Raw genomic sequence first — 26,622 nt, 5'->3', positions numbered from 1 at the left:
AGGACGACCATGAAGCTCGACTCGATGTACCAGGACATCATCCTGGACCACTACCGCAACCCGCACGGCAAGGGGCTGCGGGACGGCGACGCCGAGGTGCACCACGTCAACCCGACGTGCGGCGACGAGATCACCCTGCGGGTGAAGCTCGACGGCGCGACGGTCACCGACGTCTCGTACGAGTCCCAGGGCTGCTCGATCAGCCAGGCCAGCGCCTCGGTGCTGAACGACCTGGTGGTCGGCAAGACCGTCGGCGAGGCGCAGGCCGTCCAGGAGGCCTTCCTGGAGCTGATGCAGAGCAAGGGCCAGGGCGAGGGCGACGAGGAGGTGCTGGAGGACGCGGTCGCGTTCGCCGGCGTCTCCAAGTACCCGGCCCGGGTCAAGTGCGCCCTGCTCAGCTGGATGGCCTGGAAGGACGCCACCGCCCAGGCGCTCGCCCAGCACCCCGCCGTGAACGACTGATCCTGCAGAGGAGGAATGACCATGACTGACGAAACCCCCTCCGCTGCGGAGACCGTCGCGGCTACCGCTTCGGACACCGCCGCCGGGGAGCAGCCGACCGGCCTCATCGTCGGCACCACCGCCGGCACCGTCTCCGTCGAGGACCTGACCGAGGCCCTGATGGACGTCGTCGACCCCGAACTGGGCATCGACGTCGTCAACCTGGGCCTGATCTACGGCATCCACATCGACGAGTCCGACGTGGCCACCATCGACATGACGCTCACCTCGGCGGCCTGCCCGCTGACCGACGTCATCGAGGACCAGGCCAAGACCGCCACCGACGGCCTGGTCCAGGACCTGCGGATCAACTGGGTCTGGATGCCGCCGTGGGGCCCGGACAAGATCACCGACGACGGCCGAGACCAGCTGCGGGCCCTGGGCTTCAACGTCTGACGCCCGCTCCGTCGTCCACCCGCTGCCGCGCGAACCCTTCGGGGGTTCGCGCGGCAGTGGCGTTTCACCCGCGCGTGAGCTGCTTCGGTGGACAGGTCCACTGCCGTTCCCCACCGTCCACGCCCCACCCGCCTGCCGGCGGGTGCCCGCCCTGGGGCTCGCCGCGCGGTGCTGGCCGGAAAGAGTGTCTCAGGCCGCGATGTGTGCAGGCCGACGGCCTGTCGCTGCGGAGCGCAAAGCAGTTCGAACTCGGGCGGCGCCTGCGGCGGCCACGTCCGCGCCCTTGCGGGCCACTCCAGGCGGTAGCGGAGCACGGCGGGTGCCGAGTGCATCGGGGTGGGCAGGCCCGGCAGCAGGGCTTGGGTGAGGTCGGCGTGGGCCGCACCGCGTTGCAGCCACTGTGCGACGAGGGGTGCGAGTGCGGCGGCTTCGGCCTCGCCCAGGCGCAGTCGGGACTCGGGGCGGATCACCCGGAACAGCGTGGCCACCGCTTCGCGGAGCTCGGGTGGTTCCTCCTCGCCTCCCTGGTCGCTTCCGTCCGCCGGGCCCCGGGGGGGGGGGGGGGGGTTCTTGGTGCCGGTTCTTTACAACAGGGCTGCCAGCACGGCCGGTTGCCGCCTCACCGGGCGCCGGACGGGTGGTCCCCGGTGGCGCCGTGAGGTGTGGGGTGTCGTAGACGTGGGTTTCGGTGATGATCGTGCCGTCGGTCATCCGGATCTTCTCGACCCGGTAGTACCCGGCCTCGGTCAGCTCCTTCAACGCCTTGCGGATCGCGCCCCGGCCCTGCGGACTGCTGTCGGCCATGTGCCGTCCGTCCTCGCGCCAGCCGTCGGGGCGCGAGAGCAGGTCGGCGAGGAGTCCTCGGACGGTGTAGCTCAACCGCCGGTACTGGAGCACGGCGTTGGGCAGCACGGTGAAGTCGCGCACGTGGGCGCTACGATGGACGCGCGTGGGGAGTGTTGGCTCCTGGTGCCGGACCCCGGAGCGTTGGCGCGCTGCCGGGGTCACCTGTTTTTGGTTGGATCACGGAACTCACCACGGCACTTGACGCTGCGTGAGACGTTTGCGACATTCTGTGCTTGGCCTGTGTGGGCTCATCAGGTTGGGCCGCCGCCGCCCAAGACCCGCACCAGCCGCGTTCGTTGCGTCCCGCTCGCGCCAGCAGGCCGAGGTCAGGCGGCCTCGGTCCGATCCACTGCTGCCGCACTCGGCTGTGCGAGCCAGACCAGCCGTGCGGTGACCCCCGGTCGCCCGGCGAAATGCCGCAAGGCCCGGTTGGGAGATGCGAGGGTCATTCGCGCCTGCCCGTCGATGCTGATCACGTGCGCTTGCCCGCTGTGGTCAGCGACCCCCCCAAGCCGCGATCCACCCGTCGACGTCCGGGAGGCCCTCGCCCCAAACCTCGACGACGGCGAACAACCGGGGTGCGGTGTCGATCACGAGCGCGCACAGCTCCTGGTCGAAGGTCGGGCTGGTCGGCAGCCGAGGCGTGACCGGGCGGGGGCTTTGTGGCGGCGCAGCAGCCATGGAGGTCTCCTACGTGAATGGGGATGGTTTGTCAGATCGGCGAGGCCAGGACGCCGCGTGGCCAGTGGCCGAGCCAGAACGCGGCGGTGGACGGTTGGGGCTGGTCCTCGGTGGAGCCGTCGTGGGGCAGCAGTTCGGTGGGGGCGACGTAGCCCTCGCCGGGGTCGATCCGTAGTCGGAAGACACGCAGGGGTAGCCCGAGGGCGGCGTAGGCCCGCAGGTCGTCGGTGTGCGGATAGCGGTTCTCGGGTTCGGTGTGGAGGTTGCGGCAGATGGCGCGGATGTCGAGGTCGCCGAGCAGGAGGTAGCGGGTCCCGGGACCGAGGTTGAAGCAGAGACGTCGGCGACCGGTGTGCTTGGCCTGATAGGGGAGCCTGTCCCAATTGTCGACGTGCAGGCCGATGCGGCGGCCGTCCTGGTGATTCGGGGTGGTGGTGAGGGCCCCGGCCGGGCTCCTGGCTTGGCCGAGGTGGACGCCGTCGGGGTCGCCGAGCTGGTCGGCGAGAGCGGCAAGGGCGGTCGGCGGCGGGCCGTCGGGCAGCTTCACCAGTTCCACCAGCGCGCTGTCGGCGCTCCGCTCCGTCGGGCGGAGTTCTGCCGCCGGCACGGCGGTGAGGGGCCGCCAGGGGCCGGCCGGGAGGACAGCCCCGTCCTCGTAGTCGGGCTCGCCGCGAGCGGTGCGGACGCCGGTGCTGTCACACCTGGCGATGAGGGCGGCGGGATCGGTGTGGGCGATGGCGAGAGTCACACGGATTCCTCCCAGGCTGGGATCTACCGGTCGTCGAGGGTGTCGGCGAAGGTCACGTCCAGTTCGGCGACCAGGGCTTCGGCGAGTTCGGCCTGCTGGGTACGGTCGATGAGGACCTTGCCGAGGTTGGCGACTCCACGCAGTGTGGTGAGGTCGTTGCCCCGCAGGTCAAGGCCCTGGTACTTGCCCCGGCCGAACTCGGTCAGCCGCATATTGCAGGCGTCGAGGCGTGCGCCACCGAGGTCGCAGCCAGCGAACGATGCCTCCGTGAGCGCGCACTTGGAGAAGACGACCGCGCCGGTGGCGCGGATCTGCTCGAAGGTCGCGTAGTCGAGCTTGCAGTTGTCGAAGAGGACGTTGTCCAGGGTCACGCCGATGAGGCCGGCACCCATGATCTTGCAGTTACGGAAGACGACCCGGGAGAGCTTGCTGTCGGTGATGCGGGCGGTGGCGAGGGTGCAGGTATCGAACTCGACGGAGTCCAGGCGGACTTGGTCGAACTGCGTGCGGTCGGTCCGCAGGTTGGAGACGCGGCCGGTGACGAGGCGGGTCTCGGCGAGTTCCAGGTCCCGCAGGTCTGCCTCACCGTACTGGAAGTCCTGGACGATGCCCCGGGCGGATTCGAGGGTGGTGACGTTGGACAGGTACAGGCCGGGCTCGTCCAGGTGAGGCAGGGTCACGGTGACACGCCCGAAGGTGATGCTGTCCATGAGGGGCTCTGTTCTCTCGGGGATCGGGCCGGGGTCGCACCGCCGGTGCGGTCCCGGGGTGGTTCGGGGCGCTACTTGCCCTTGTCCTTGTTCGACCAGTTGTCCCAGGTGGGCCGGTTGTCGAACTTCGGCCCGTTGTTGTCCCAGGTGGGCCGGTTGTCGAACGGCCCGGCGGCGGGGTCGGTCACGGTGAGGCTGGCGAGGCCGGTGAGGTCGGCGACGGCGGCGGTGTTGCTGGCAGCCAGCAGTTCGAGCAGGGTCATGCGGCTTTCTCCTCGTGGACCGTATCGGACAGGGCGGTGACCAGGGCCTGTCGGGACACACGGCAGTAGTTCGTCTCGGTGGTGTCCAGGCGGCCGTTCTCGAAGTAGCGATTGCCGGCCTGGGCCCCTCGGCAGAAGTCGAAGACGTCGCAGGTGGCCTCGCACGCGTCCAGTCCGGCCAGGAACTCGCGCACGTAGCGCAGGTGGTGGGCGCGGTCCAGCATCGAGCCGATGCTCTGTTCCAGGACGTTCCCGGCCCGGAAGTCCTCGTAGGCCGGGTCGGTGATCCCCGCGAGTTCAGGCGAAAGCAGGACGACGTCGCCGTTGGAGGCGATGGTCGGGATCGGGTCGATCAACACGCCATCCCAGGCAGCCCGGTGTCCGGCGCGGACGTCCCGCAGGTAGCCGCCGAGTCGGTCGATCTCGCGGATGGTCAGGTCGCGGTTGCGGCGTGACCAGGCGATGGTGCTGCGCCAGAACGCTCGGGCCTGCTCGGCGGTGGGAATCGCCCGGTCGGTGTTGACGCCTTCCCGTTCCTCCATGTTCAGACCCACTGTGTGGCAGCCGAGGTCGGCCATGAAGTCGAGCAGACCCTCGGGGTTGCCGATGCTCTCCGCGCTGACGACGGCGATTGCCGAGAATCGCACGTCGTACTCGCGCAGGCACCCGATGCCCTTCATGATCCGGTCGAAGGCCGACCGCCCGGCCCGGTCAACGCGCTGACGGTTGAGGGCGGAAGGGCCGTCGATGCTCACCCCGACGCGGAACCCGTACACGGTGAGGAAGTCACACCAGGCCGGGGAGATCAGTACGGCGTTGGTCTGCACCGAGTGCTCGACCAACCGGGCCTGCCGCAACGGCTCGAACGGGGCCAGCAGTTCCGCGAGCCGCGTGCGGCCGGCGGCCAGCGGTTCGCCCGCGTGCCAGACCACCTCGACCGGCTCCGGTGACGCGGTATCGGCGAACTCGGCGACGGAGCGGGCCACTGCCTCGGCGACCGCGACCGGCATCGGTGTCCGCCGTTTGCGGTCGGGCAGGCAGCAGTAGGCGCAGTCCAGGTTGCAGAAGGAGTCAGCCTGGACAACGACCGTCCTCGGCCGACGGGCGATGCGGTGTCGATATCGGGCAGTGGAGTGCATCATGCTGCTCCTCCAAGGGCGGAGACTGGGCAGCGCAGGGCCGTTTCCGGACGCGGAAGATGATGCGCGAGTGCCGTCGTCACCGAAGCCCCCGGGTGCGGCTGATGATCGGGTTCGTCGCTGTGACGTATGGGGCGACCGGAACGCTTGTGGGCGTCGGGCGCTGTTGATGGAGCGTCAGCATGCGCCCACTGTTGCCGATTTCTTACTGTCCGTGAACGGATGGGATGTGTCACTTCCCGAAGTCGTACCGGTGCCGAGTGATACGGCGCGTATCACTCAGCTGATGATCACGGATGTTCCGAGGAACGATGAGAGCTTGCGCAACTTGGCCGTGGTGGCGCTACCCGCGCTCGCCTTCTGCGCGATCACCCCGGGCAATCCCTGATGCCGAGCCCAACCGGGCGCGGCCGAGCACACCTCAAGCAGCGTGTCGAGGGCCGTGTCAGACTGCCGGGTCTCGGCTTGTGCGAGCGCCACGTCCAGCAGCATCCGGTTGCGCGCGGACGGCGTGAGCGAGTTCGTGTCGCCGATCGACTGGAACAGGCTGAGCGCCTTGCCCGGCCGACCGGTGGAGACGGAGATTCCGATCGCCTGCGCGGTGACCGTTGCCGGCCCGAACGCCGTGCCGTTCACCATGACGTCCCTGCCCATCCGGGCGGCTACTGCAAGCCCCTGCGACAGTAGATCGTCGGCGCCATCCACATCCCCCTGACGGGCAGCGACGACGGCTGCGAAGGTCACGTGCCATCCGTAGGTGGCGAGCATTCCGAGATCCCGATCCCCGTACCTGGGCTCGATCGACTCGTACGACGTACGCGCAGTCTCCTCCGCCTGGTCGAGTCGGGCATCCCGCACGTAGATCCACGACCGGCCGGATGCGACCATGGCCGAGCGGACGCTGTCCCCGGCGCGGTCGGCCTGTTGTTGCGCATGCCCGATTCCGGCGTACGCGAGATCACGGGCGCCGAACTGGTTCGCCACGTAGGCGGCGAGCCGGTAGGCATCCGCGAGGATGCCTGCGGCCGTACTCCCCTGGTCGACGGGGGCGTCCCGCAACGCGGCGGCGGCTTCGCGCAGCACAGGGGCGACGCGGACTCCTGCGCCCACGTAGTCGCCGGAGCGATAGGCCTCCCAGGCGGCGGCGAGTCCGGCCGCGAGTTCGGCCGGGGACGGGGGCTGCACATCGACGCCGATGCCCGCGGCGGTGTCGTGGACGGCCCGGGACAGCTCGCGCATCATGGCCCGGTCGACGCCGTGCATCGCGCGGCGGGGGGCCTGTTGGCCCAGGATGACCGACACGTCCGTGTGCAGTGCGGCCGAGATTCGCAGCAGCGTCTGGAGGCTGCCGCCCAGGTTGCGTTCCGCCTTGCGGATCGTCGCCACGGAAAGGCCGGACGCTTCGGCAAGCTGCTCCTGCGTCATGTCCGGTCCGCGTAGAAGCTTGATGCGCTCGCCTGTGGTGTAGTCGGTCCACTGAGTCACGCTGTTCCCCTTCCGGGCACGGCCGTACTCGGAAGGTACCCGCTCCCGTGGGCGGGCGGGTGGGCTTCGGTTCCGTGGTTCTTCCGTCGACCTTTCTGCAGCGATTCCTCCCTTCGGGGAGAACATCCGTGCGGCGGCGGTGTTACTACCAGCGGGCCGCCAGGGTCGGGGCATGTCGTATGTCGTATGTCGTCGCGTCCGGGTAACGGGCCTCGCCGGAATCGCCGTATGCGCGCGGCGAACTCGATGACCACCCTGCGGTCTCCCCGGTTGCGGAAACGCCGCTGCCCGGGACTTCCGATGAGGAGGTCCCGGGCAGCGGTGCGCGCGTGGATGGGGTCAGGCCGTGCGCCTGGGCTTGCGGGCGACGGCGAGGGCCAGGGCGGCGCAGAGGGCGGCGGCGACGGTGGCGAAGCCGCTGATGGCGGGGAGGAGGCCGTAGGTCTTGACCAGGGCGCCGACGATGACGATGGGGAGGGAGCTGCCGAGGTAGACGATGACCCAGAGGGCGCTGAGTTCGGAGCCACGGCGTTCCGGGTTCATCGCGGCGACCGCCGTCGTGAACAGGGAGCGGAAGGCGACGCCCTGGCAGGCTCCGCCGAGGACGCTGCCGATGAACAGCAGGGCGGGGGTGCCGGTGTAGCCGGCGGCGACGACCAGGGCGAGGCCGGTGGCCAGGCCGGTCATGCCGAGGGCGATGACCGTACGGTCGGCGGTCGGCGGGACGAGCAGCTGGGCGATCGCGGAGGAGCCGAGCAGCAGGGCCGCGACCACGGCGCCGGTCAGGTGGGAGGGGGTGTGCAGCAGCTTGGCGGAGAAGGCCGGGGCCAGGCTGAGGTAGACGCCGAAGACCGCGTAGGAGATGAACCCGGCGGAGGCGGCGAGCAGGAACTCGCGGCGCCCGGTGCGCGGCAGCCGCAGGCGCTGGGGGCGCAGGTGGGCGGGGGTGGTGATGCGCGGCGGGGAGGCCGGCGGCCGGTTGCGGCCGGGCATCCGGGGGTGGACCAGGGCGAGGGGCAGGCAGAGTGCCAGCAGGGCCACGGCGTGCAGCAGGAAGGGCGTCAGCAGCGGGTCGGAGCCGCCGGCCAGCAGGGCGCCGACGACCGGGCCGAGTGCGACGCCACCCGCGGAGCAGGCCAGGGTGAGCTTGGCGGCCAGGGTCGGGTGGTCGGGAAGGAGGTCACCGAGGGCGGCTCCGGCGGCGCCGGTGGAGAGGCCGACGGCCATGCCCTGGATCGCCCGGCCCGCGGCCAGCTGCCAGAAGCTGGTGGAGGTGGCGAACACGACGTCCCCGGCGGCGGCCAGCGCCACGGCGGGCAGGATCAGGGCGCGTCGGCCGAGGTGGTCGGACCAGTGGCCGACCACGGCCAGGACCGGGACCAGCGCGAAGACGTAGATCGTGAAGAGGATCGTGGTGTCGAGCGGGCCGAGGCCCAGGCGCTGCTGGATCATCGGGTAGATCGGCGTCGCCAGGTTGGCACCGATCAGCATCAGCAGCAGGGCGCCGGCGACCAGGCCGACGCGGATGCCGCGCAGCGCGTTCCAGCGGCTGATCGCGGCGAGCTGGAGCTGGGCGCGGGGAGCGAGCTCCAGGGGGAGCAGGGCCTCCGACAGTCGGCGTCCGTCGAGCTGCGCGGCGCGCAGCGCGGAGCCGGCGGGGGAGAGGTCCGCCATGGCAGGGATCTCCTGTGGCCGGGCGCCACCGGGGTCGGCGGGGTGTGCCGGCACGCCCCTCCGGAGGCGCTGTGGTGGTGGCCGCGGTGCGGGGCTCCCTGGTGGAGCGGGTGAGCTGAGAGAAGGGGCTTCGTTGCCCGTGGCCCGCGCGGGGTTGTGCGCGGTACCAATGCGAAGGATAAGGGGTGGGCGCGCGGAAGCGGCGCGCGCCCCTGTGTGCGCCCCTTGAGGCCGGGCATCGGGGGTGCCCGGCCTATACGCTGAGGTGGTAGATCGACACGCGGAGCTGTTCGAGCGGACCGCTGGCTGAGGGAGAGCACACGACGATGGCCGGACGACGTCGGAAGAACGCCGGGGCTTCGGCGGGAGAGGGTGCGGCCGAGGCGGTCCTGCCCGCGGACCTGGAGCTCCAGGACCTTTACGGGGCGTTCGCCGCGCACGGTCTGGACGACGAGGACCTGGACGACGCGGCGGTGCTGGTACCGCCGGTGAAGCTGCCCGCCGAGCGAGAGCTGGCCGAGCAGGCGAAGGCGGTGCCGATGTTCGGCTACGCGCTGGCGCTGGCCCGCTGGGCGGCCCCGCACCGGGTGGTGGACGAGTTCGGTGACCTGGTCCAGGAGGACCGGGCGCCGGTCGCCCGGCTGCTGGGGCTGGCCCCGGCCGAGGGCGAGGTGCCGGAGGAGGCCGAGGTCGAGGCGCTGCGGGCCTGGTCGCTGGCCTGCGACCTGGACCTGGTGGAGCTGGGCACGACCAAGGACGGTGAGCACGTCGCGGTGCCCGGCCCGGACCTGGAGCCCGCCGAGGAGGGGGACCCGGAGACCGTCCTGGAGCTGTGGCTGACCGCCGCCGGGATCGTCCGGGAGCTGGCGGTGGAGGCCGACTCGCTGCCGGAGGACGAGGAGGAGGGCGAGGGGCGGTCCGAGGAGGACGAGGATGCCCTGAGCGAGGTCGAGGAGGCCCGGGACGCCGCCGCCGAGCTGCTCGACGAGGCGCTCCAGGTGCTGTACGAGACCACCGCCTTCGCCGAGCCGGGCAACGAGACCGTGCCGCTGGGCGTGCTGGCCGCGCTGCTGGTGGTGCCGGAGGGCGAGGAGCCGAGCGAGGAGCTGCTCGGCGACATCACCGACGTGATGGTCGCCCTGGACCCGATGCTGGGCGACCTCGCCGAACTGGGCCTGCTGGAGTACCGGCCGATCGACCCGGAGCTGTTCGACGAGGAGGAGGGCGAGGAGCCCGCCGTCGTCGGGGAGGCGCCGCTGGACGACGAGGAGTCGGCCCGCTTCGGGCTGGTCCGGCTCACCCCGCTCGGCCAGTACGGCATCCGGCAGTGGCTGCTGGAGGACGGCTACGACGCGCCGCTGGTCGGTGAGCTGGCCCAGGGGGACGCCGCCGAGCTGCTGCGCGGGGTGTGCGAATCGGCCAACGTGCTGCCGGAGGAGGAGCTGCGGGTCTGGGTGGCCGACCGGGAGCCGGAGCAGGCGGCGCGGGAGCTGCTCGCGGCGGCGCGCGGCGACGACGCGTACGGGCCGCTGCGCCGGATGCTGTGCGTCTCGGCGCTGAACCTGCTGGGGGCCGGTGCCGAGCCGGCCGTCCGGGAGGTGCTGGACGACCCGGAGCTGGGCGGTTCGGCGCGGGCCTGGCTGTCGGCGCTGGGCCGGTCGGACGTACCGGTGCCGGACCGGGCGATGGCGCTGTGGACGGTGGTCGACACCTTCGCCGCCCAGCTGCTGGACAGCGGCGGCGACGCGGCGCTGCTGCGCGAGCTGATCACCGACCTGCCGGTGAAGGGCGATCCGGCGTCCTGGTTCGGTGAGCTGTGGCGGGTCGACCACCCGTACACGGCGGACGTCCTGGAGGCGATCGGGGAGCTGCACACGGACCGGGCGCTGGCCAAGGAGGCGCGCAAGGCGGCCTTCAAGGCGCGGTCCAAGGGCTGAGCCGCCCGGCGGTGTCCGGCGGATCCGGCCGGGATCCGCAGGACACCGCGCTACGGGAGGTCCAGCGAGCCGTCCTCGGTGAAGGGGAAGAACGGGTTGTGGGCCAGCTCCCACAGGTGCCCGTCCGGGTCCTCGAAGTAGCCGGAGTAGCCGCCCCAGCTGGTCGGGACCGGCGGTTTGACCACCACGGCGCCCGCCTCGACGGCCGCGCGCAGGGCGGCGTCCACCAGGGCGGGGGACTCCAGGTTCACGGCGAGGGTGACGCCGCGGAAGGAGGGCTCCCCGGTGGCGGGCACGCCCGCGTCGGCGGCCAGCTCCTCGGTGGGGAAGAGGCCCAGCACCGAGTCGGCGGTGCGGAACCAGACGATCTCCGGGCTGGAGGCGGCGGAGCGCTTCCAGCCGAGGTCCTGGTAGAAGCGGGCACTGCGTTCGAGGTCGGTGACGCCGAGGGTGACGATGCTGATCCGGGCGGGGAAGGCGGCCTGCTCCGTGTTGTTCTGTGCGGTCATGCGGCCCAGCGTAGGGAGGGCGGCTGACAACCTGGCCGACTGACACGGCCACCGCTCCCGTACGGCAGTCGAGCTGATGACCCGGCAGCTCCGGGCACGTAAGGTGGCGTCAGCGGTGCGGGCGCGAGGACTCGGGGGTGCGGCAGAGGATGGTGCGGGAGAGCGGCGGAGGGCCCCAGGAGTGGGACGCCGAGCGGTCGGGGCCGGAGCGGCCGTCCGGGCAGGACCGTTTCGCCGACCAGGAGGAGTTCTCCCGTCGGACCCTCGCCGCGGTGGACTTCCCGGTGTACGGCGTGGCCGGCCCGGAGGGGCGGGGCGAGGCGCTGGCGGCCTTCGAGACCTGTGGCGGCGAGCTGCGCTGGGTCGAGGTGCAGTGCGGTGACTGGCGCACCGCGGTCGGGCCGTACGTGACGGTGCGCACCTACCGGCCGGGGGCCGACAGCTGCGAGGTGCTGCCCGAGCTGGAGGACGTGGTCGAGGACGAACGGGACCGGGTCTACGAGCAGTTGGGCGTCGACGAGGGCGACGGGCCGGGCCGGGTGCGGGCGCTGCGCGAGTGGATCACGGTGGACGGCGAGCCGTGCGCGGTGGAGGTGCACGAGGACTGGCCGGTGGCCGTCGTGGGGGCGGACGCGGCCGGCGCGGACGGGGTCGGGGCGGCCGGGCCGGTGTGGGCCGGGCGGCTGCGGGTGGGCGACCAGGCCGTCACGGTGTGCGGGCGCGGGCTGCCCCCCGGCGGGGTGGAGCTGGGCGGGATCGGGGACTTCGAGCGCTACCTGCACGGACGCACCGAGCTGCTGCGTGACCTGGCCTCCCGGCGCTCCCGCTACGTGCCGGTCGAGGAGCGCGAACTGCCGCCCGCCACCGGACTGGAGGCACACCGGGAGCTGATCGCCCAGAGCATCGCGGAGGCCGCCGCGATCGAGGCGCAGGTGCGGGTGGGGCGGACGCCGAGGCTGCCGCGCGGGCTGCGCGGGGACGTCTGCGCGGTGCGCTGGGAGGCGGCGGTGCGCCAGCAGATGCGGCTCGCCACGGAGAGCCGGGAGGAGGCCGCGGCGGCGGTGACGTCGATGGTCAACCACCTCAACCGGTTGTCCCAGCAGACGCATTGGCTGGTCGGCACGGCGGAGGGGGAAGCGGCGGTCGAGGAGGTCGTCCGGTACACGGTGTTCGCCAGTGAGGTGGCGAGCCTGCCGGCGCAGCGGGCCTGGGAGCAGCTGTGGCGGGAGCGGCCGGGGGCGGTCGGGGCCGGTGGCTGGGAGGAGCACCGGCTGGTGGAGCAGCTGTGGCTGTCGGCCTGGGAGCAGTGGCGGGCCGGGCGGCTGACCGGGGGCGGCTGACCGACTCCGGGTAAAGCGAGGGTCATGGGCGAGTCATCGGTTGGCAAATGGTCGCCTCGTGGTGAGGTGGTCGTCATGTCGGGTTCACCCCTGCGGCGGAGTCTCTGCTGGGCGTCGACGACCCGCCTCGACGCCCGTACACCCCTCAGGAGTTGCTGCCATGTCGCTGTCCCGCCGGGACTTCGTCAACCGTTCCACCCTCGTCGGGGCCGGCGTGCTGATCGCCGGTGGTGCCGAGGCGCTGGCCAGCGCCCCCGGTGCGATCGCCGCGCCGGTCGGCGGGGAGGCCCCGGTCACGGCCGCCGCCGGTGCCGCCGGGACCAACGCGGCGGGCGGCGCCGCGATCGGCTACGGCCCGCTGGTGCCGGACCCGGCCGGGCTGCTGGCGCTGCCCAAGGGCTTCTCGTACCAGGTGCTCAACCGGGCGGGCCGGACCCGGCTGCGCACCGGCGAGTTCACCCCGAGCAACCACGACGGCACCTCCGCCTTCGAGGACGAGCGCGGCGGCAACCTGATGGTGGTCAACCACGAGCTGTCCGGCGCCCGGGCCAACTGGCCGTACCCGGTGCCGCTGACCGAGGGGCACGTCTACGACCCGGGCGCGGCCGGCGGCTGCACCATCGTGCACGCCAAGCGGGACGGCTCGGTGGAGCAGTGGGTCGGCATCGCCGGCACCTCCACCAACTGCGCGGGCGGCGTGACCCCGTGGGGCACCTGGCTGTCCGGTGAGGAGACCGAGGACAAGGCCGGGAAGAACGGCTTCACCAAGGACCACGGCTACGTCTTCGAGGTCGACCCCTTCGACGACGACTACAACCGGGACCCGCAGCCGGTGAAGGCCTTCGGCCGGTACGCCCACGAGGCCGTGGTGGTGGACCCGAAGCGCGGCCACGTCTACCTGACCGAGGACGCCTCCAACCCGAACGGCCTGCTGTTCCGCTGGACCCCGCCGGTCGGCTTCAGGCACGGCCGCTTCCAGCTGCGCAAGCTCGCCGCCGACGCCGGTGTGCTGGAGGCCTTCAAGGTCTTCGACGCCCGGGGCCGGTTCGTCGACGACCTCTCCCGCGCCACCGAGGTCGGCACCGTCTACGGCGCCGACTGGGTCAAGGTGCCGGACCGCGACGCCCGGACCGTCTCGGTGCGCAAGCAGTTCAAGGAGGGCGAGGTCACCCGGGCCCGCAAGCTGGAGGGCATGTGGTGGGGGGACGGCGGCTTCTACTTCGTCTCCAGCTACGCCCGCTCGGAGAGCCCGTTGCAGCACGACGGCCAGGTGTGGTTCTACAACCCGGCGCGGCGCACCATCACGCTGAAGGTGCTGCTGGGGGTCAACCAGGACGTCTGGGGCGACCACGACAACTACGACGGCCCGGACAACATCACCGTCTCGCCGTACGGCGGCATCGTGATCGCCGAGGACGGAGAGGGCGTCTCGCACCTGTTCGGCGCCACCGAGGACGGGCTGGTCTACCCGATCGCCCGCAACGAGCTGAACATCGGCAGCGCCGAGAAGCCCGAGTTCAGCGAGTTCACCGGGGTGACCTTCTCGGACGACGGCAGGACCCTGTTCGCCAACATCCAGACCCCCGGCATCCAGCTGGCCGTCAGCGGGCCGTGGCGCCGGCTGAACGGGCACAAGCGGGGTCAGGGATACGGCGCCTGACGCAACGTCAGGTGCGGTGCTGCCCGCGGATCACTCGTCCGCGGGCAGCCGCAGTTGCAGCATCGCCAGCAGTCGCTGCTGCGGTTGGGCGAGGTCGATGCCGGTCAACTGCTCGGCGCGGCGCACCCGGTAGCGCAGGGTGTTGGGGTGGATGTGCAGGGCGTCGGCGGCCGCCCGGACCTCACCCAGGGCGTCCAGCCAGGCGAGCACCGACTCGGCGAGCCGGGTGCCGTGCCGGCGGTCGTACGCCGTGAGCGCGGTGAGCCGGGGGTCGCGCAGGCCGCCGCGTTCCTGGAGCAGCGCCAGCATCTCGCTGACCAGCACCTCGGCCTGGACGTCGATCAGCGCCGCGACGTCGAGGTCCACCCCGCCGCGGCCCATCGCGTCCAGGATGCGGTCGGCCTGGGCGCGGGAGTCCGGCACCTGGGACAGGCCCTCGACGGTCGAGCCGATCGCGGCCCGCAACGGGATGCCGAGGTGCTCCCGGGCCGCGGTGACCACCTCGGCGGCCCAGTCGCGCACGGTGGTCATCGGCAGGCCGGCCGGCAGCTCCGGCAGCAGCACGTAGACCCGGGACTCGATCGGGGCGAGCAGAGCGGTGCGGTGCCGGGCCGCGGTGTGCACCGAGATCAGGCCGGTGACGTCGGAGCGGTGCAGCGCCTCGGTGGTGCGGGCGGCGTAGGCGAGCACGGTGGCCGGGCGGCGCAGGTCCAGTCCGAGGTGGGTGGCCAGCGACTGGGGGCCGGTGGAGCCCTCCAGCAGTCCGGTCAGCAGGGTCTGGGTGAGTCGGACGTCGGCGGACAACTCGCGTCGGCGGCGCACCAGTTGGGCGGCCGCGACCCGGGCGGCGCCGACCAGGGCCTGTTCGGCGTGCGGCGCCAGCGGCTGAGCGCCCTCCTGCACCCAGATGGTGCCCAGCGGCTGCGCCCCGGCCCGGATGCCGACCGCGAGGCGGCGGCGCAGGCCCAGCTCGGGGTGCGGCTCGACCGCGATCGGGGCGTCCGAACTGCGCAGGTGCTGGAAGATGCCCCACTCGCGGAGCTTGGAGAGGTACGGCTCCGGGCCCTGCCAGCCGAGGATGGACAGTCGGCGCAGGTCGTCGACCTCGTCGGAGTCGGAGGAGCGGGAGTAGGCGAGGACCCGGCTGGAGGTGTCCTCGATCGAGACGATGCCGTTGGTGAGCACGGCGACGGTCTGGGCGAGCGAGAAGAGGTCGCCGGCGTTGGGCTCGGGGGCGCCGGGGGAGTCCGGGGCGTCGGGGCCGGCGATGATCGCCCGGGCGAGCGAGTCCAGGTGCTCCCAGCGGGTCTCGCGGCGCACCGAGAGCAGGGCGACACCCGCGTCGGTGGCGGCCTCGCGCAGGGCGTCGGCCTGGCCGGGGGCATCCAGCTTGACGGCGACGGCGGCGGCGCCGGCCCGGCCCGCCGCGCGCAGGGCGGGGAGGGCGGCGCGGCCTCGGGCGCCGATGGCGAGGACGAGTTCGCCGGGAGCGGCGGTCGGGGGGTCCTCCGGGTCGAGGATCGCGACGTCGCGCACGGGGACGTCCAGGCCCTGGGGGGCGGCCTGGAGTTCGACCAGGGGCTCGCCGAGCGACATCAGCAGCCGGCGGAGCGGGAGGCCGGGGGTGGTCATTCCGGGCCTCCTTCATCCGGTGCCGTCCGGGCGGTCCGGTCCGATCCGTCAGGGCGGTCCGGTGCGTGCGTCCGAGCGTTCGGTTCGTTCGGTTCGTTCGGCCGGCCCGGTTCGCCCCGGGCGTTCGGTTCATCCGGGCGGACAACGGGGTGTGGTTGATTTTAGCCGGGCGGACAGACTTGTGGGCCGTCCCGGCGATGGTTACTCCTGAATAGTTGACTCTGACTATCTGAGAATGGATAGTCAGTACTGACCAAGTGATGAGGAACGTTCTCGTGGCGAAGCGACGCAAGGTCTCCAACCCCCTGGCCCTCGCGGTCCTGGCCGAGCTCGGAGGCGAGCCGATGCACCCGTACGAGATGGGGCGCCGGCTCAAGGAGCACGGCAAGGACCGCAACATCAAGTACAACCGCAGCTCGCTCTACATGGTCGTGGAGCAGCTGCGGAAGGCCGGGTTCGTCGCCGAACAGGAGACCGTCCGCGACACCCAGCGGCCGGAGCGCACCGTCTACGCCCTCACGCCCGAGGGCCGGACGGAACTCCTCGACTGGATGCGCGAATGGCTCGCCGAACCGCAGGAGGAGTACCCGGCCTTCGGGGTCGCGCTCTGCCTGCTCGTGGTGCTGCCGACCGAGGAGTCGGCCGCCCTGCTCGGCCGGCGGCTGGAGGCGCTGGACGCGCGGATCGACACCTCGCGCACCCTGCTGCGCCAGGCCGTCGAGGCGGACGTCCACCCGATGTTCGTCGTCGAGGAGGAGTACGCCCTGGCGCTGCTGGAGGCCGAGCGCCGCTACACCGAGAACCTCATCGCGCAGATCGGGGAGCCGGAGTTCAACCGGACCCTGCAGGAGTTCATGGGGAGCCTGGAATGAGCACCACCCGTACGTCCGCTACATCCGCTACGTCCGCTACATCCGCGAAGAAGGCCCTGGTCATCGGCGGCGGCATCGCCGGTCCGGTGATGGCGCTGGCGCTGCGCAAGGCCGGCATCGAGGCGGAGGTCTTCGAGGCCTACGAGAACTCCGCCGAGGGCATCGGCGGAACCTTCATGATCGCCCCCAACGGGCTCGGTGCGCTGGCCGCCGTCGGACTGGAGGCCGAGCTCGGCCGGGTCGGCCAGCCGGTCGGCCCGATGGTGATCGAGGACGGCAAGGGCGGCGTGCTGGCCGAGTTCGCCGGCCTCGCCGACCTGCCGCGCGGGCGGCTGATGCGGCGCGCCGAGATGTACGAAGTGCTGCAGCGGCGACTGGGCGAGACCGGCCTCCAAATCCGCTACGGCAAGCGGCTGGTGGCCGTCGAGGACGGTGCCGACGGCATCACCGCGCACTTCGCCGACGGCACCACCGCCACCGGCGACCTGCTGATCGGCGCCGACGGCACCGGCTCCACCGTCCGCACCCTGATCGACCCGGCCGCGCCCGCCGCGAAGTACACCGGCTTGCTCGGCGTCGGCGGCTACAGCCCGTACCGGCTCCCCGGCCGGGCCGGCTGCGGCGAGACCGTGCACTTCGCCAACGGCGCCCGGGCCTTCTTCGGCTACTGGAGCCTCGCCGACGGCAGCGGCACCGCCTGGTTCAGCAACATCCCGCAGCCCGAGCAGCTCACCACCGAGCAGGTGCGCGCGCTCAGCCAGGAGGAGTGGCTGCGCCGCTGCCGCGAACTGCACGCCGACGACCTGCCCGCCCGCGAGGTGCTGCGGGTCGCCGACGCCGGGACCGTCGAGGCCTTCCCCCGGCTGGAGATCATGCCGTCCGTCCCGCACTGGCACCGCGGCCGGATGGTGCTGGTCGGCGACGCGGTGCACGCGCCGTCCAACAGCTCCGGCCAGGGCGTCTCGCTGGCCGTCGAGAGCGCCGTCGAACTCGCCCGCTGCCTGCGAGACCTGCCCGACCACGCCGAGGCCTTCGCCGCGTACGAGGCGCTGCGCCGGCCCCGGGTGGAGAAGATCGCCGCCGATGCCGCGCGCACCAACAGCCAGAAGGCCTCCGGGCCGGTCGGGCGGCTGCTGTTCCGGCTGGTCGCGCCGATCATGATGCGGACGGTCATGAGCCCGGAGAGGATGCTCCGGCCGGTGCACGGGTACCGGATCGACTGGGAGCGGCGGGTGGTGCCGGTGGGGTCGGCGGGGCGTTCCGGTCGGGCCGCCTGACGGGTGGTCGTGACCGCGGCGTGACCGCTTTCGTCGGGCCGGACAACGCCGTACGGGGGAATTTAGCCGCCCGGCCAATCAAGTGGCCGGGTGGGCAGGAATAGCGTTCGTGCTGTGGCCCGCGTGTGACCCGCGCAGGCAATCCCCCCGCATTGAACGAAGGAGAGCGTGCGCTCTATGGACGCTGTGACCCAGGTCCCCGCGCCGGTGAACGAGCCGGTCCACAGCTACGCCCCCGGCAGCCCGGAACGGGCTCGCCTGGAGGCCAAGCTGAAGGAGCTGGGCGGCCAGGAGCCGGTCCAGCTGACCATGACGATCAACGGTGAGCGCCGGATGGGCGGCGGCACCGAGTTCCACGTCGTCCAGCCGCACAACCACGCGGCTCGGCTCGGCACCCTGCGCAACGCCACCCAGGCCGACGCGCAGGAGGCCATCGACACTGCCCTGGCCGCTGCCCCGGCCTGGCAGGCGCTCTCCTTCGACTCCCGCGCCGCGATCTTCCTCAAGGCCGCCGACCTGCTGGCCGGCCCCTGGCGCGAGACCCTGGCCGCCGCCACCATGCTCGGCCAGTCCAAGACCGCCCAGCAGGCCGAGATCGACACCCCCTGCGAGCTGGTCGACTTCCTGCGCTTCAACGTGCACTTCGCCCGCCAGATCATGGCCGAGCAGCCGATCTCCTCGGACGGCGTGTGGAACCGCAGCGACCACCGCCCGCTCGAGGGCTTCGTCTACGCGATCACCCCGTTCAACTTCACCGCGATCGCCGGCAACCTGCCGACCGCGCCCGCGCTGATGGGCAACGTGGTGCTGTGGAAGCCCTCCCCGACCCAGCAGTTCTCCGCGCACCTGCTGATGCAGCTGCTGGAGGAGGCGGGCCTGCCCAAGGGCGTCATCAACATGGTGACCGGCGACGGCCTGGACGTCTCCGCCGTCGCGCTCAAGCACCCGGCGCTGGCCGGCATCCACTTCACGGGCTCCACCGCCACCTTCCAGCACCTGTGGCGTTCCGTGGGCGAGAACATCGCCGGCTACCGCACCTACCCGCGGATCGTCGGCGAGACCGGCGGCAAGGACTTCCTGGTCGCCCACCCGTCCGCCGACCCGGCCGTGCTGAAGACCGCGATGACCCGCGGCGCCTTCGAGTTCCAGGGCCAGAAGTGCTCGGCGCTCTCCCGCGCCTACGTCCCCGCCTCGATCTGGGCCGGCCTCAAGGACGAGTTCGCCGCCGAGGTCGACGGCCTCACCATGGGCGACGTCACCGACCTGTCCAACTTCATGTCGGCCGTCATCGACGAGCGCGCCTTCGCCAAGAACAAGGCCGCCATCGACCGCGCCCGGGCCGACGACTCCGTCGAGGTCCTCGCCGGTGGCACGTACGACGACTCGGTCGGCTACTTCGTCCGCCCGACCGTCCTGGTCTGCCAGGACCCGGCCTCCGAGTACTTCCGCGACGAGTACTTCGGCCCGATCCTCGCCGTGTACGTCTACGAGGACGAGAAGTACGACGAGATGCTGGCCCAGATGGAGTCCGTGTCGGCCTACGGCCTGACCGGCGCGATCATCGCCCAGGACCGCGCGGCGGCCCAGGACGCGATGCACAAGCTGCGCTTCGCCGCCGGCAACTTCTACATCAACGACAAGCCGACCGGCGCCGTCGTCGGCCAGCAGCCCTTCGGTGGCGGCCGGGCCTCCGGCACCAACGACAAGGCCGGCGCCAAGCAGAACCTGACGCGCTGGACCTCGACCCGCTCGGTCAAGGAGACCTTCGTCCCGCCGACCGACTACCGCTACCCGCACATGGGCTGACCAGCCCGTTCTCGACCGCTCTGCGCCAGTAGCCAACGGTCACCCGCGATGCCCGGCCCCGCAGCCGGGCATCGCCCCGCCGGGGCGGCGGCTCCACCCCCGTACCGCCGCCCCGGCTCTTTCTGCCACCCTTGGAAACACCAGCTCCTGGAGTCACGATGCTCCGTTCCGCCCTTCTCGCGGCCTCCCGGTCCCCCCAGGTCCGCACCGTGGTCGAGAAGTTCCCCCCGACCCACGCGATAGTCGAGCGCTTCGTCGCCGGTGACGTCCTCGACGACGCCGTCACCGCGACCGACGACCTGGTCGCGACCGGCCGCAAGGTCACCCTCGACCACCTCGGCGAGGACACCAAGGACGCGGCCCAGGCGGCCGGCACCGCCGAGGCGTACGAGCACCTGCTCAAGGCCCTCAAGGAGACCGGCCTGGCGGCCGGCGCCGAGGTGTCCGTGAAGCTGTCGGCCGTCGGCCAGTTCCTGCCGGTGGACGGCGAGAAGATCGCGCTGGAGAACGCCCGCCGCATCTGCGAGGCCGCCGCCGACGCGGGCACCACGGTGACCCTCGACATGGAGGACCACACCACCACCGACTCCACCCTCGCCATCGCGCGCGAGCTGCGGGCGGACTATCCCTGGCTGGGCGTCGTCCTCCAGGCCTACCTGCGCCGCACCGAGGCCGACTGCCGCGAGTTCTCCGGCGCCGGCTCCCGGGTGCGGCTGTGCAAGGGCGCCTACAAGGAGCCCGAGTCGGTCGCCTTCCAGGGCAAGCACGAGGTCGACCTCGCGTACGTCCGCGCACTGAAGATCCTGATGGCCGGCGAGGGCTACCCGATGATCGCCTCGCACGACCCCAACATGATCAAGATCGCCGGCCAGCTGGCCCAGTGGAACAACCGCACCCGGGACTCCTTCGAGTACCAGATGCTGTACGGCATCCGCCCCGAGGAGCAGCTGCGCCTCGCGGAGGAGGGCAACACCATGCGGGTCTACCTCCCGTACGGCCAGGAGTGGTACGGCTACTTCATGCGCCGCCTCGCCGAGCGCCCGGCCAACCTCACCTTCTTCCTGCGCGCCATGGCCACCCGTAGCTGACCCCGGCGGCAGGTTGGAACGGCCCGCACCCCTGACGGGGGGTGCGGGCCGTTCCGTACCCTGGCCAGCCGGGACCGCGACCAGACTCGCGTGCCGCCTCCCAGCCGCCCCGGTGGTGCGACGCGCGGGTGCTGTCCCACGGTTCGATGAGGCCTGCGTTGCACAGGGCCGCCTTCCAGGCGTCGTAATTCCACGACGACTGGTTGATCGGGTTGCCGAACCGTGTGGTCATCAGGAGGGTGACGGTCAGCTCGCCGCTCTCCGGGCCGCCGGGGCCGCGCCAGGGGAGTGTCACCTTGACCGGCGTGAAGTTGTCCACGTACTCGACTACAAGCTCAACGCGACGGGACTCTCCACGGTTTCGCAGAAGGTTGACTCGGCGCCGGACACGATCGCCGCGAAGTTCGCCGCGGGCATCACCCTCACCGTCAACACCACCCCGAAGGGCTGACCATGCGCGACTCGACCCGCCGCACCATCCGAACCGTCGTGCAGGACGCCCTCAGCCTCGCTGCTGCGGCCCCGCTCATCGTGGGCGCCTCCGGCGTCCCGCAGACCACGGCCGGCATCGCCAACGGGCTCCTGGTCACGGCCGGCATCACCCGGGTGATGGCCCTGCCGGCGGTGGACCGGCTGCTGCCGTCCTGGCTGAGGATGGCTTCGCCCGTGCCGCTTGTCCCGCCGGCCGGGAGCCGTGGGTGAGTACGTCGCTGCCAGGTCTGGGCATCGTCGTCACGCCGCAGCAGATGCATGAGGAGGTGAGGAGGATCTGCGACGGCTTGGTCCGCCTGGAGTCGAAGCTGGACGCTCCCGTGGGTGACCGGAAGGATGCCGACTCCAGACTCGCCGCCCACGAGTCCCGGCTGAGACACCTGGAGGCGAACCGCTGGCCGCTGCCCACGATCTCGGCCATCGCTGCTGTTGTTGCCGTCGTCGCCTCGATGGCCCCGCTCATTCACTGAACCACCGCGCCCCCGCTCTCCTCCGGGAGAGCAGGGGCGCTTCATCGTGTTGATCAGCGGAATCGCAGTGCGGCCGTGCTGCCGCCGACGAGAACAGATCCGTACTCGTCCTGGTCGCCGAGCGAGCGGTAGTTGATCACCGGGTCACCTGCGCGCACGAGGGCTGTGGCGCACGTGAGGCACCAGGGCCGCGGCGGCTGCACGTCGAGGTCCTCGATCGCCGCCTTCGCGGTGCGACACTGCGCACAGATCAACATGCTGGCTGCCCTCCTGGCCGTCTCAGCCCCAGCTGGAGCCGCACGCAGTACAACCCCAACGGCCGTCCATGGTCTGGTAGGTGGACCCCGACCCGCAGACCGGGCACGACACGGCGGACGTGGTCCGGTCGCTGTCCGGCACATTACTGGGCTGCGGGGTCGGCGGGTGGGTCGGGTTCGGGGCCGCGGGGCGTTCGAGAAGCTGGGTTGCGCTCATGACGCACTCCTCCGGATGAGGATCGGGATGGGGATGCGCCCGGCCGGGGCACTCGCCAGGGAACCCGTTCGACAGCTGGCCCGGGTGCCCGTATGTGGCACCACCTCGGCGACCACCGCAGGACATTCGCGGCCCTGCGGTTCACCGAGCAGGCGGCGCCGGAGGAGGTCCGCCGCCCGGCCCTGCGGGCGTTGACGGCGGACCTGCTGTACGCGCCGGTGACAGTGGCTGGTGTGCGGGAACTCGCCGCGCGTACGGGCGTTTCGTAGGGGTCGGTGCCGGCCGTTCAGCCAGCGGCTTTGTCGTACTCGGCGGCCTGCGCGGGGGTGAGGGCTTTGGCGGCGCGGACGAGCACCGTGCCGTGGAGGAAGTCCTGCACCATGGGCAGCTCATCTGTCTCCGCCGGGGTGAACCACGCCACCTCGTGGGACTCGTTGGACACGCGCAGTTCACCGCCGACCGGTCGGCCGAGGAGGCAGATGGAGAGCTCCTGGCGGACCTCCCCGTCGTCGTAGGCGAAGACGTGCCCGGGGTTGTGCAGGTGCCGACGATGCCGGTGATCTCGATGTGGATGCCGGTTTCCTCGTACGTCTTGCGGATGCCGCAGTCGCCGAGGGACTCGCCCAGGTCCATCTTGCCGCCGGGCAGGGCCCACATCCCGTTGTCGGTGTGGATGGACGTCGCGCTGTTCGCAGCCTGACAGGGTGATGCAGTGCACGGCGGACTATCACTCGACGGTGTGGGTTCGGGGCCTGGCATAGGATCCCGGTGCTGGCCAACTGGGCTTTTACTGGAAGGAGTTGGTGATGCTGAAGGAGTTCGCGGGGCTGTCCACGCCGTTGGTGGCGGATGCGTGTGTGCGGCTCGGGGTGGGGGTGCGGGCGGCGCCGGCGGGGGTGGGGGCGGTGGTGGCCGGGGCGCGGGTCGCGGGGCGGGTGCTGCCGGTGCGGCACTACGGGAGTGTGGACGTGTTCCTGGAGGCGTACGGGGCCGCGCTGGACGGGGACGTGCTGGTGATCGACAACGGCGGGCGGACCGACGAGGCCTGCATCGGGGACCTCGCGGTGCTGGAGGCGCGGGCCGCCGGGGTGGCCGGGATCGTGGTGTGGGGGCTGCACCGGGACACGCCGGAGCTGGTGGAGATCGGGCTGCCGGTGTTCAGCTACGGTGCGCTGCCGGTGGGGCCGCTGCGGCTGGACGGGCGGGAGCCGGAGGCGCTGGAGTCGGCGCGGTTCGGGCCCCACCTGGTGGGTGTCGGGGACGTGGTGTTCGCCGACGCCGACGGGGTGCTGTTCGTGCCGGCCGACCGGGCCGGCGAGGTGCTGGCGGCGGCCGCCGGGATCGCCCGGACCGAGCGGGCGCAGGCGGCGCGGATCGTCGCCGGGGACAACCTGCGGAAGCAGACCCGGTTCGAGGAGTACCTGGAGGGGCGCGCCGCCGACCCGTCGTACAGCTTCCGGCAGCACCTGCGGCGGGTCGGCGGGGCGATCGAGGAGTAGCGGACTCCCTTGCGGGAGGCTCCTTTACGGCGAACTCCCCTACGGCGAACTCCCCTACGGCGAACTCCCCTACAGCGGGCGGTACATGACGTACAGGCCGACGTAGCCGTCGACCGGGTGGTGGAACGCGTCGGGGACGGTGCCGACGACCTCGAAGCCCAGTGACCGGTAGAGCCGGACGGCGTGGTGGTTGTTGGCGACCACCGCGTTGAACTGCATGGCGCGGAAGCCGGTTCGGCGGGCCCAGTCGAGGGTGTACTCGACCAGGGCCCGCCCGATGCCCTTGCCGTGGTGCGCCGGGTCGACCATGTAGCTGGCGCTGGCCACGTGCCCGCCGTTGCCGGGGCGGTTGCGGTTCATGGTGGCGGTGCCGAGGACCGTGCCGTCGTCGTCGACGGCGACCACCGTGCGGTCGGGGTCGGAGTGCATCCACCACTCCCGGCCCAGCTCGGAGGACATGTCCAGGGGGTAGGGGAAGGTCTCGCCGGCGGCGACGATCGCGTGGAAGAACGGCCAGATGGCGGACCAGTCCTCGGGGGTGGCTTCGCGGATGAGCATCGGGCCAGGATGATCCTCGGCGGCGGGTCGCGCCAGTGGTTTTCGGTCAGCCGCCGAGGGCGGTCCTCTCGACCTGGGTGGCCGCGAAGGACTGGCCCTTGGCGTTCGGGTGCACCAGGGCGTACTTGAGCGGAACGACGCTGGTCAGCACGCCGTCCAGCCAGTGGTCGGCGTCGCAGACGCTGTGCCCGGCGGAGCCGGGGTAGAGGTCGACGTAGGTGTCCTGGTGGGCCGAGGACACCTGCTCGATGGCCAGGTTGAGCGGCTCCAGGATGCCGGTGCGGGCCCAGGCGAGGTCGCCGGGGGTGAAGGTGGCGAACTGCAGCAGGTTGCCGTACTGGCAGCGGGCGGTGTCCTCGGGGACCAGGTGCGGGTAGCCGACGGTGATGATCCTGGCGGACGGGGCCTTCGCCTGGAGGGCGGTGAGCATGGTGCCGTAGTCGGTGCGCAACTGGTTGAGGCGGCCGGGAAGTTGGGCGGCGTACTTGTCCTTGCAGGGTGTGCCCTGGCCGAAGTGGGCGGCGCCGAGTTCGATGCAGTCCTTGAGGATCTGGCCGAAGCCGAGGTCGTTGCCGCCGATGCCCACGGTGACCACGTCGCTCGTCGGGTCGACGGCGTCGATCTGCGGCGGGACGGGCGGGTAGGGGGCGTTGGGGTCGCTGCCGAGCGGCGGGAGCGGGCGGCCGAGCGGGCTCTGCTTGTTCATGTGGACGTCCGGGCTGGTGGCGCCGCTGCAGCTGACGTTGTGCAGGTCGACCAGGGAGCCGAGGTCGCGGCGGACCAGCTCGGGGTAGGAGCCGGTGGTGCGGGCGCAGCCGTCCTGGGGCGTGGTGAGGTCGCCGGTGGCCTCGATGACGCCAGAGGTGTAGGAGTCGCCGAGGGCGGCCCAGTTCAGGGTGCCGGCGCGGGTGGCGGGCTTGGCGGCGGCGTGGACGGCGGTGGGGGCGGTCAGGCCGAGGGTGAGGGCGACGGCGGTGCCGGCGACGGCGAGGCGGGACGGGAATCGGGGCACGGTCTCTCCTCAACGGGTGCACGGGCATGCGGGTGCAGGACGCGGCGGAGAGTGCGGTTCACCCCCCTGAGAGTCAATCGAGCCGATCCGTGGACGACTTGATGCCCCAGGGGGGTGAAATGGTGGGCGTGGCTTTGACGTTCGGGGTTGTGTCGGGTGTTGTGCCCGGCGTTGTGTCCGGTGTCGCGTTCGGCGGTGTGCCCGGCGTCAGAGGAGGGCGGCGGACGGTTCGATCATCGCCCGGGCGGTCTTGCCGTCGACGAACTCGCCGAGCGCCGTCATCTCCCATTCGCCGGTGGGGCGGCGGACCAGCTTGCACATCACCACGCCGGTGCGCGGCTCGGAGTGGGTGAGGTCGAAGCGGACCAGCTCCTCCTCGGTGCGGACGTCCACCAGGCGGCAGTAGGCGTTCCGCAGGTCGGTGAACTTCTGGCCGGAGAAGGAGTTCACCACGAACACCAGCGCGTGGACCTCGGCCGGGAGGCCCTCCAGGTGGACGGTGATCGCCTCGTCGTCGCCGCCGTCCCCGCCGACCAGGTTGTCGCCGGAGTGGGCGACCGCGCCGTCGAAGATGGTCAGCTTCATGAACCAGGCCGTCTCCAGGCGCTGGTGCTTGGAGTCGAAGGCGAGGCAGGAGGCGTCCAGGTCGATGTCCCGGCCGCGGGCGGCGGACTCCCAGCCGAGGGCCATCCGGACCGAGGAGAGGAAGGGGCGGCCGTTCTTCACCAGGGAGACGGAGCTGCCCTTGACCAGGCTGACCCGCCCCTTGTCCAGGGTGACCTTGGGGCGCTCGGCGGGGTCGGGGGCGGGGGCCGTCGCGGCCGGGGGTGCGGCGGGCATCGAGGGGACGGTGGCGAGGGCGATCCGGGGGTCGACCGGCGGGACCGGTGGGACCGGCGGGACGGGAGGCACCGGAGGGACGGGTGGCAGCGGCGCCGCGGCGGGGGAGTGCATCTGGACGGTCGGCGCGCTCGCCGGGGACGGGTCGGCGGCCGGGTGCGCGGTGGCGGCGGGCTGCGGGGGCGGCGCCGGGGAGTCGTCGACGCTGACGCCGAAGTCGGTCGCGATGCCCGCCAGGCCGTCCGCGTAACCCTGGCCGACCGCGCGCACCTTCCAGGCGCCGCCCCGCCGGTAGACCTCGACCACGATGAGCGCGGTCTCCAGGCCCAGCCGGGGCGGGGTGAAGGTGACCAGGACGGTGCCGGTGTCGGCGTCCCGGACGGTGGCGGTGGGCTCGATCCCGGCGAAGGTGGCGGACTGGTCGGCCGGGCTGGCGGTGACCACGATCTTGCTGATGTCGGCGGGGACGGCCGGGGTGTCGACGGTGATCGCGTCCGGTGCGCCGACGGAGGCCGGGCGGAGGCTGACGCCGGGCCCGTGCGGGGCGTTGAAGAAGACGAAGTCGGCGTCCGAGCGGACCTTGCCGGCGTCGGTCAGCAGCAGGCCGGAGACGTCCAGCGCCTTGGGCGCGGTGACCTCGACGGTCACCCGCGCGGCGGTCAGCGGTGCGTTGCCGCCTTGGGTCAGGACGGTGGACAAGGACTCCTCCTCGG

Annotated in this window: 26 protein-coding genes and 1 pseudogene; 13 read left to right on the top strand and 14 right to left on the bottom strand. The window is 71.9% G+C overall.

Features of this window, described 5'->3' with window-relative positions; all coding sequences use genetic code 11:
* The first annotated feature begins 9 nt into the window (after positions 1 to 9).
* Entirely contained in the window at positions 10 to 462 is a 453-nt protein-coding gene (gene sufU, locus ACZ7BZ_RS09825; protein WP_188303625.1) for a Fe-S cluster assembly sulfur transfer protein SufU, read from the top strand.
* Positions 463 to 483: 21 nt separating this feature from the next.
* Positions 484 to 897, top strand: a complete 414-nt coding sequence (locus ACZ7BZ_RS09820; protein WP_470357906.1) for a metal-sulfur cluster assembly factor — start codon at positions 484 to 486, stop codon at positions 895 to 897.
* 1,341 nt (positions 898 to 2,238) lie between these two features.
* Here ACZ7BZ_RS09820 and ACZ7BZ_RS09815 read toward each other — a convergent pair.
* The 7 genes from ACZ7BZ_RS09815 to ACZ7BZ_RS09785 all read right to left on the bottom strand — a co-directional run bounded on the left by ACZ7BZ_RS09815 (position 2,239) and on the right by ACZ7BZ_RS09785 (position 8,443).
* The gene (locus tag ACZ7BZ_RS09815; protein WP_470357905.1) at positions 2,239 to 2,424 is read right to left on the bottom strand and encodes a hypothetical protein; all 186 of its coding nucleotides are present in this window, start codon (positions 2,422 to 2,424) and stop codon (positions 2,239 to 2,241) included.
* 31 nt (positions 2,425 to 2,455) lie between these two features.
* A complete protein-coding gene (locus ACZ7BZ_RS09810) occupies positions 2,456 to 3,172 on the bottom strand; it encodes a cupredoxin domain-containing protein (RefSeq protein ID WP_470357904.1) in 717 nt (238 codons plus the stop codon).
* Between the two features lie 23 nt (positions 3,173 to 3,195).
* Positions 3,196 to 3,882, bottom strand: coding sequence for a pentapeptide repeat-containing protein (locus tag ACZ7BZ_RS09805; RefSeq protein ID WP_470357903.1), 687 nt, complete (start codon positions 3,880 to 3,882; stop codon positions 3,196 to 3,198).
* 71 nt (positions 3,883 to 3,953) lie between these two features.
* A complete protein-coding gene (gene amcA / locus ACZ7BZ_RS09800; RefSeq protein WP_470357902.1) occupies positions 3,954 to 4,145 on the bottom strand; it encodes a multiple cyclophane-containing RiPP AmcA in 192 nt (63 codons plus the stop codon).
* Positions 4,142 to 5,287, bottom strand: a complete 1,146-nt coding sequence (gene amcB, locus ACZ7BZ_RS09795) for a cyclophane-forming radical SAM peptide maturase AmcB (RefSeq protein ID WP_470357901.1) — start codon at positions 5,285 to 5,287, stop codon at positions 4,142 to 4,144. The genes amcA and amcB overlap by 4 nt, the downstream gene beginning before the upstream one ends.
* A 276-nt stretch (positions 5,288 to 5,563) precedes the next feature.
* A complete protein-coding gene (locus tag ACZ7BZ_RS09790; protein WP_470357900.1) occupies positions 5,564 to 6,769 on the bottom strand; it encodes a helix-turn-helix domain-containing protein in 1,206 nt (401 codons plus the stop codon).
* Positions 6,770 to 7,108: 339 nt separating this feature from the next.
* Positions 7,109 to 8,443 (bottom strand): MFS transporter, encoded by a 1,335-nt coding sequence (locus tag ACZ7BZ_RS09785; RefSeq protein WP_470357899.1) that lies wholly within the window; start codon positions 8,441 to 8,443, stop codon positions 7,109 to 7,111.
* 326 nt (positions 8,444 to 8,769) lie between these two features.
* Here ACZ7BZ_RS09785 and ACZ7BZ_RS09780 point away from each other — a divergent pair, with 326 nt between their 5' ends.
* Positions 8,770 to 10,380: a hypothetical protein gene (locus tag ACZ7BZ_RS09780; protein ID WP_470357898.1), complete on the top strand. Its 1,611-nt coding sequence runs from the start codon at positions 8,770 to 8,772 to the stop codon at positions 10,378 to 10,380.
* 50 nt (positions 10,381 to 10,430) lie between these two features.
* Here ACZ7BZ_RS09780 and ACZ7BZ_RS09775 read toward each other — a convergent pair whose 3' ends face one another.
* On the bottom strand, positions 10,431 to 10,889 hold the full coding sequence (locus ACZ7BZ_RS09775) for a VOC family protein (RefSeq protein WP_470357897.1): 459 nt from the start codon (positions 10,887 to 10,889) through the stop codon (positions 10,431 to 10,433).
* A 137-nt stretch (positions 10,890 to 11,026) separates the two neighbouring features.
* On the opposite strand from ACZ7BZ_RS09775, the gene ACZ7BZ_RS09770 reads away from it, so the two are divergent.
* Both ACZ7BZ_RS09770 and ACZ7BZ_RS09765 read left to right on the top strand, forming a co-directional pair.
* Entirely contained in the window at positions 11,027 to 12,229 is a 1,203-nt protein-coding gene (locus ACZ7BZ_RS09770) for a hypothetical protein (protein ID WP_470357896.1), read from the top strand.
* Positions 12,230 to 12,389: 160 nt separating this feature from the next.
* Positions 12,390 to 13,889 (top strand): alkaline phosphatase PhoX, encoded by a 1,500-nt coding sequence (locus ACZ7BZ_RS09765; protein WP_470357895.1) that lies wholly within the window; start codon positions 12,390 to 12,392, stop codon positions 13,887 to 13,889.
* A 30-nt stretch (positions 13,890 to 13,919) separates the two neighbouring features.
* Here the strand turns inward: ACZ7BZ_RS09765 and ACZ7BZ_RS09760 are convergent, their stop codons facing one another.
* Positions 13,920 to 15,521 carry a PucR family transcriptional regulator gene (locus ACZ7BZ_RS09760; protein WP_470357894.1) on the bottom strand — a complete coding sequence of 534 codons (1,602 nt, stop codon included), beginning with the start codon at positions 15,519 to 15,521 and terminating at the stop codon, positions 13,920 to 13,922.
* Between the two features lie 275 nt (positions 15,522 to 15,796).
* Between ACZ7BZ_RS09760 and ACZ7BZ_RS09755 the strand changes: the two genes are divergently transcribed.
* The 6 genes from ACZ7BZ_RS09755 (at position 15,797) to ACZ7BZ_RS09730 (ending at position 21,526) form a co-directional block, all read left to right on the top strand.
* A complete protein-coding gene (locus ACZ7BZ_RS09755; RefSeq protein ID WP_470357893.1) occupies positions 15,797 to 16,393 on the top strand; it encodes a PadR family transcriptional regulator in 597 nt (198 codons plus the stop codon).
* Positions 16,390 to 17,670, top strand: coding sequence for an FAD-dependent oxidoreductase (locus ACZ7BZ_RS09750; protein WP_470357892.1), 1,281 nt, complete (start codon positions 16,390 to 16,392; stop codon positions 17,668 to 17,670). The genes ACZ7BZ_RS09755 and ACZ7BZ_RS09750 overlap by 4 nt, the downstream gene beginning before the upstream one ends.
* A 177-nt stretch (positions 17,671 to 17,847) precedes the next feature.
* Positions 17,848 to 19,476 carry an L-glutamate gamma-semialdehyde dehydrogenase gene (gene pruA / locus ACZ7BZ_RS09745; RefSeq protein ID WP_380461782.1) on the top strand — a complete coding sequence of 543 codons (1,629 nt, stop codon included), beginning with the start codon at positions 17,848 to 17,850 and terminating at the stop codon, positions 19,474 to 19,476.
* Positions 19,477 to 19,634: 158 nt separating this feature from the next.
* Entirely contained in the window at positions 19,635 to 20,564 is a 930-nt protein-coding gene (locus ACZ7BZ_RS09740) for a proline dehydrogenase family protein (protein ID WP_470357891.1), read from the top strand.
* 453 nt (positions 20,565 to 21,017) lie between these two features.
* The gene (locus ACZ7BZ_RS09735; RefSeq protein ID WP_470357890.1) at positions 21,018 to 21,266 is read left to right on the top strand and encodes a hypothetical protein; all 249 of its coding nucleotides are present in this window, start codon (positions 21,018 to 21,020) and stop codon (positions 21,264 to 21,266) included.
* Positions 21,263 to 21,526: a hypothetical protein gene (locus ACZ7BZ_RS09730; RefSeq protein WP_470357889.1), complete on the top strand. Its 264-nt coding sequence runs from the start codon at positions 21,263 to 21,265 to the stop codon at positions 21,524 to 21,526. Before ACZ7BZ_RS09735 ends, ACZ7BZ_RS09730 begins: the two co-directional genes overlap by 4 nt.
* Positions 21,527 to 21,579: 53 nt before the next feature.
* Here the strand turns inward: ACZ7BZ_RS09730 and ACZ7BZ_RS09725 are convergent, their stop codons facing one another.
* A complete protein-coding gene (locus ACZ7BZ_RS09725; protein ID WP_470357888.1) occupies positions 21,580 to 21,783 on the bottom strand; it encodes a hypothetical protein in 204 nt (67 codons plus the stop codon).
* Between the two features lie 309 nt (positions 21,784 to 22,092).
* Between ACZ7BZ_RS09725 and ACZ7BZ_RS09720 the strand changes: the two genes are divergently transcribed.
* Positions 22,093 to 22,269, top strand: a complete 177-nt coding sequence (locus ACZ7BZ_RS09720) for a hypothetical protein (RefSeq protein ID WP_470357887.1) — start codon at positions 22,093 to 22,095, stop codon at positions 22,267 to 22,269.
* 17 nt (positions 22,270 to 22,286) lie between these two features.
* Here ACZ7BZ_RS09720 and ACZ7BZ_RS09715 read toward each other — a convergent pair.
* Positions 22,287 to 22,759: pseudogene (locus ACZ7BZ_RS09715) on the bottom strand (NUDIX hydrolase).
* Between the two features lie 47 nt (positions 22,760 to 22,806).
* Between ACZ7BZ_RS09715 and ACZ7BZ_RS09710 the strand changes: the two are divergent.
* Positions 22,807 to 23,499: an RraA family protein gene (locus tag ACZ7BZ_RS09710; RefSeq protein WP_470357886.1), complete on the top strand. Its 693-nt coding sequence runs from the start codon at positions 22,807 to 22,809 to the stop codon at positions 23,497 to 23,499.
* A gap of 69 nt (positions 23,500 to 23,568) precedes the next feature.
* Here ACZ7BZ_RS09710 and ACZ7BZ_RS09705 read toward each other — a convergent pair whose 3' ends face one another.
* The 3 genes from ACZ7BZ_RS09705 to ACZ7BZ_RS09695 form a co-directional block, all read right to left on the bottom strand.
* Entirely contained in the window at positions 23,569 to 24,057 is a 489-nt protein-coding gene (locus tag ACZ7BZ_RS09705; protein ID WP_470357885.1) for a GNAT family N-acetyltransferase, read from the bottom strand.
* A gap of 46 nt (positions 24,058 to 24,103) precedes the next feature.
* Positions 24,104 to 25,069 carry an SGNH/GDSL hydrolase family protein gene (locus ACZ7BZ_RS09700; RefSeq protein WP_470357884.1) on the bottom strand — a complete coding sequence of 322 codons (966 nt, stop codon included), beginning with the start codon at positions 25,067 to 25,069 and terminating at the stop codon, positions 24,104 to 24,106.
* Positions 25,070 to 25,276: 207 nt separating this feature from the next.
* Entirely contained in the window at positions 25,277 to 26,596 is a 1,320-nt protein-coding gene (locus ACZ7BZ_RS09695) for a TerD family protein (protein ID WP_470358028.1), read from the bottom strand.
* Between the last annotated feature and the right edge of the window lie 26 nt (positions 26,597 to 26,622).

Source organism: Kitasatospora sp. NPDC036934 (assembly GCF_055608425.1).
This window is presented reverse-complemented; position numbering and strand designations above follow the sequence as displayed.

Excerpts from the sequence above, each read along its gene's own strand:
- sufU (WP_188303625.1), top strand. The coding sequence starts at position 10 with ATGAAGCTCGACTCGATGTACCAGGACATCATCCTGGACCACTACCGC.
- ACZ7BZ_RS09760 (WP_470357894.1), bottom strand. The coding sequence starts at position 15,521 with ATGACCACCCCCGGCCTCCCGCTCCGCCGGCTGCTGATGTCGCTCGGC.
- ACZ7BZ_RS09815 (WP_470357905.1), bottom strand. The coding sequence starts at position 2,424 with ATGGCTGCTGCGCCGCCACAAAGCCCCCGCCCGGTCACGCCTCGGCTG.
- ACZ7BZ_RS09765 (WP_470357895.1), top strand. The coding sequence starts at position 12,390 with ATGTCGCTGTCCCGCCGGGACTTCGTCAACCGTTCCACCCTCGTCGGG.
- ACZ7BZ_RS09820 (WP_470357906.1), top strand. The coding sequence starts at position 484 with ATGACTGACGAAACCCCCTCCGCTGCGGAGACCGTCGCGGCTACCGCT.
- ACZ7BZ_RS09775 (WP_470357897.1), bottom strand. The coding sequence starts at position 10,889 with ATGACCGCACAGAACAACACGGAGCAGGCCGCCTTCCCCGCCCGGATC.
- ACZ7BZ_RS09785 (WP_470357899.1), bottom strand. The coding sequence starts at position 8,443 with ATGGCGGACCTCTCCCCCGCCGGCTCCGCGCTGCGCGCCGCGCAGCTC.
- ACZ7BZ_RS09780 (WP_470357898.1), top strand. The coding sequence starts at position 8,770 with ATGGCCGGACGACGTCGGAAGAACGCCGGGGCTTCGGCGGGAGAGGGT.
- amcB (WP_470357901.1), bottom strand. The coding sequence starts at position 5,287 with ATGATGCACTCCACTGCCCGATATCGACACCGCATCGCCCGTCGGCCG.
- ACZ7BZ_RS09705 (WP_470357885.1), bottom strand. The coding sequence starts at position 24,057 with ATGCTCATCCGCGAAGCCACCCCCGAGGACTGGTCCGCCATCTGGCCG.
- ACZ7BZ_RS09750 (WP_470357892.1), top strand. The coding sequence starts at position 16,390 with ATGAGCACCACCCGTACGTCCGCTACATCCGCTACGTCCGCTACATCC.
- amcA (WP_470357902.1), bottom strand. The coding sequence starts at position 4,145 with ATGACCCTGCTCGAACTGCTGGCTGCCAGCAACACCGCCGCCGTCGCC.
- ACZ7BZ_RS09740 (WP_470357891.1), top strand. The coding sequence starts at position 19,635 with ATGCTCCGTTCCGCCCTTCTCGCGGCCTCCCGGTCCCCCCAGGTCCGC.
- pruA (WP_380461782.1), top strand. The coding sequence starts at position 17,848 with ATGGACGCTGTGACCCAGGTCCCCGCGCCGGTGAACGAGCCGGTCCAC.
- ACZ7BZ_RS09720 (WP_470357887.1), top strand. The coding sequence starts at position 22,093 with ATGTGGCACCACCTCGGCGACCACCGCAGGACATTCGCGGCCCTGCGG.
- ACZ7BZ_RS09710 (WP_470357886.1), top strand. The coding sequence starts at position 22,807 with ATGCTGAAGGAGTTCGCGGGGCTGTCCACGCCGTTGGTGGCGGATGCG.
- ACZ7BZ_RS09735 (WP_470357890.1), top strand. The coding sequence starts at position 21,018 with ATGCGCGACTCGACCCGCCGCACCATCCGAACCGTCGTGCAGGACGCC.
- ACZ7BZ_RS09725 (WP_470357888.1), bottom strand. The coding sequence starts at position 21,783 with ATGTTGATCTGTGCGCAGTGTCGCACCGCGAAGGCGGCGATCGAGGAC.
- ACZ7BZ_RS09805 (WP_470357903.1), bottom strand. The coding sequence starts at position 3,882 with ATGGACAGCATCACCTTCGGGCGTGTCACCGTGACCCTGCCTCACCTG.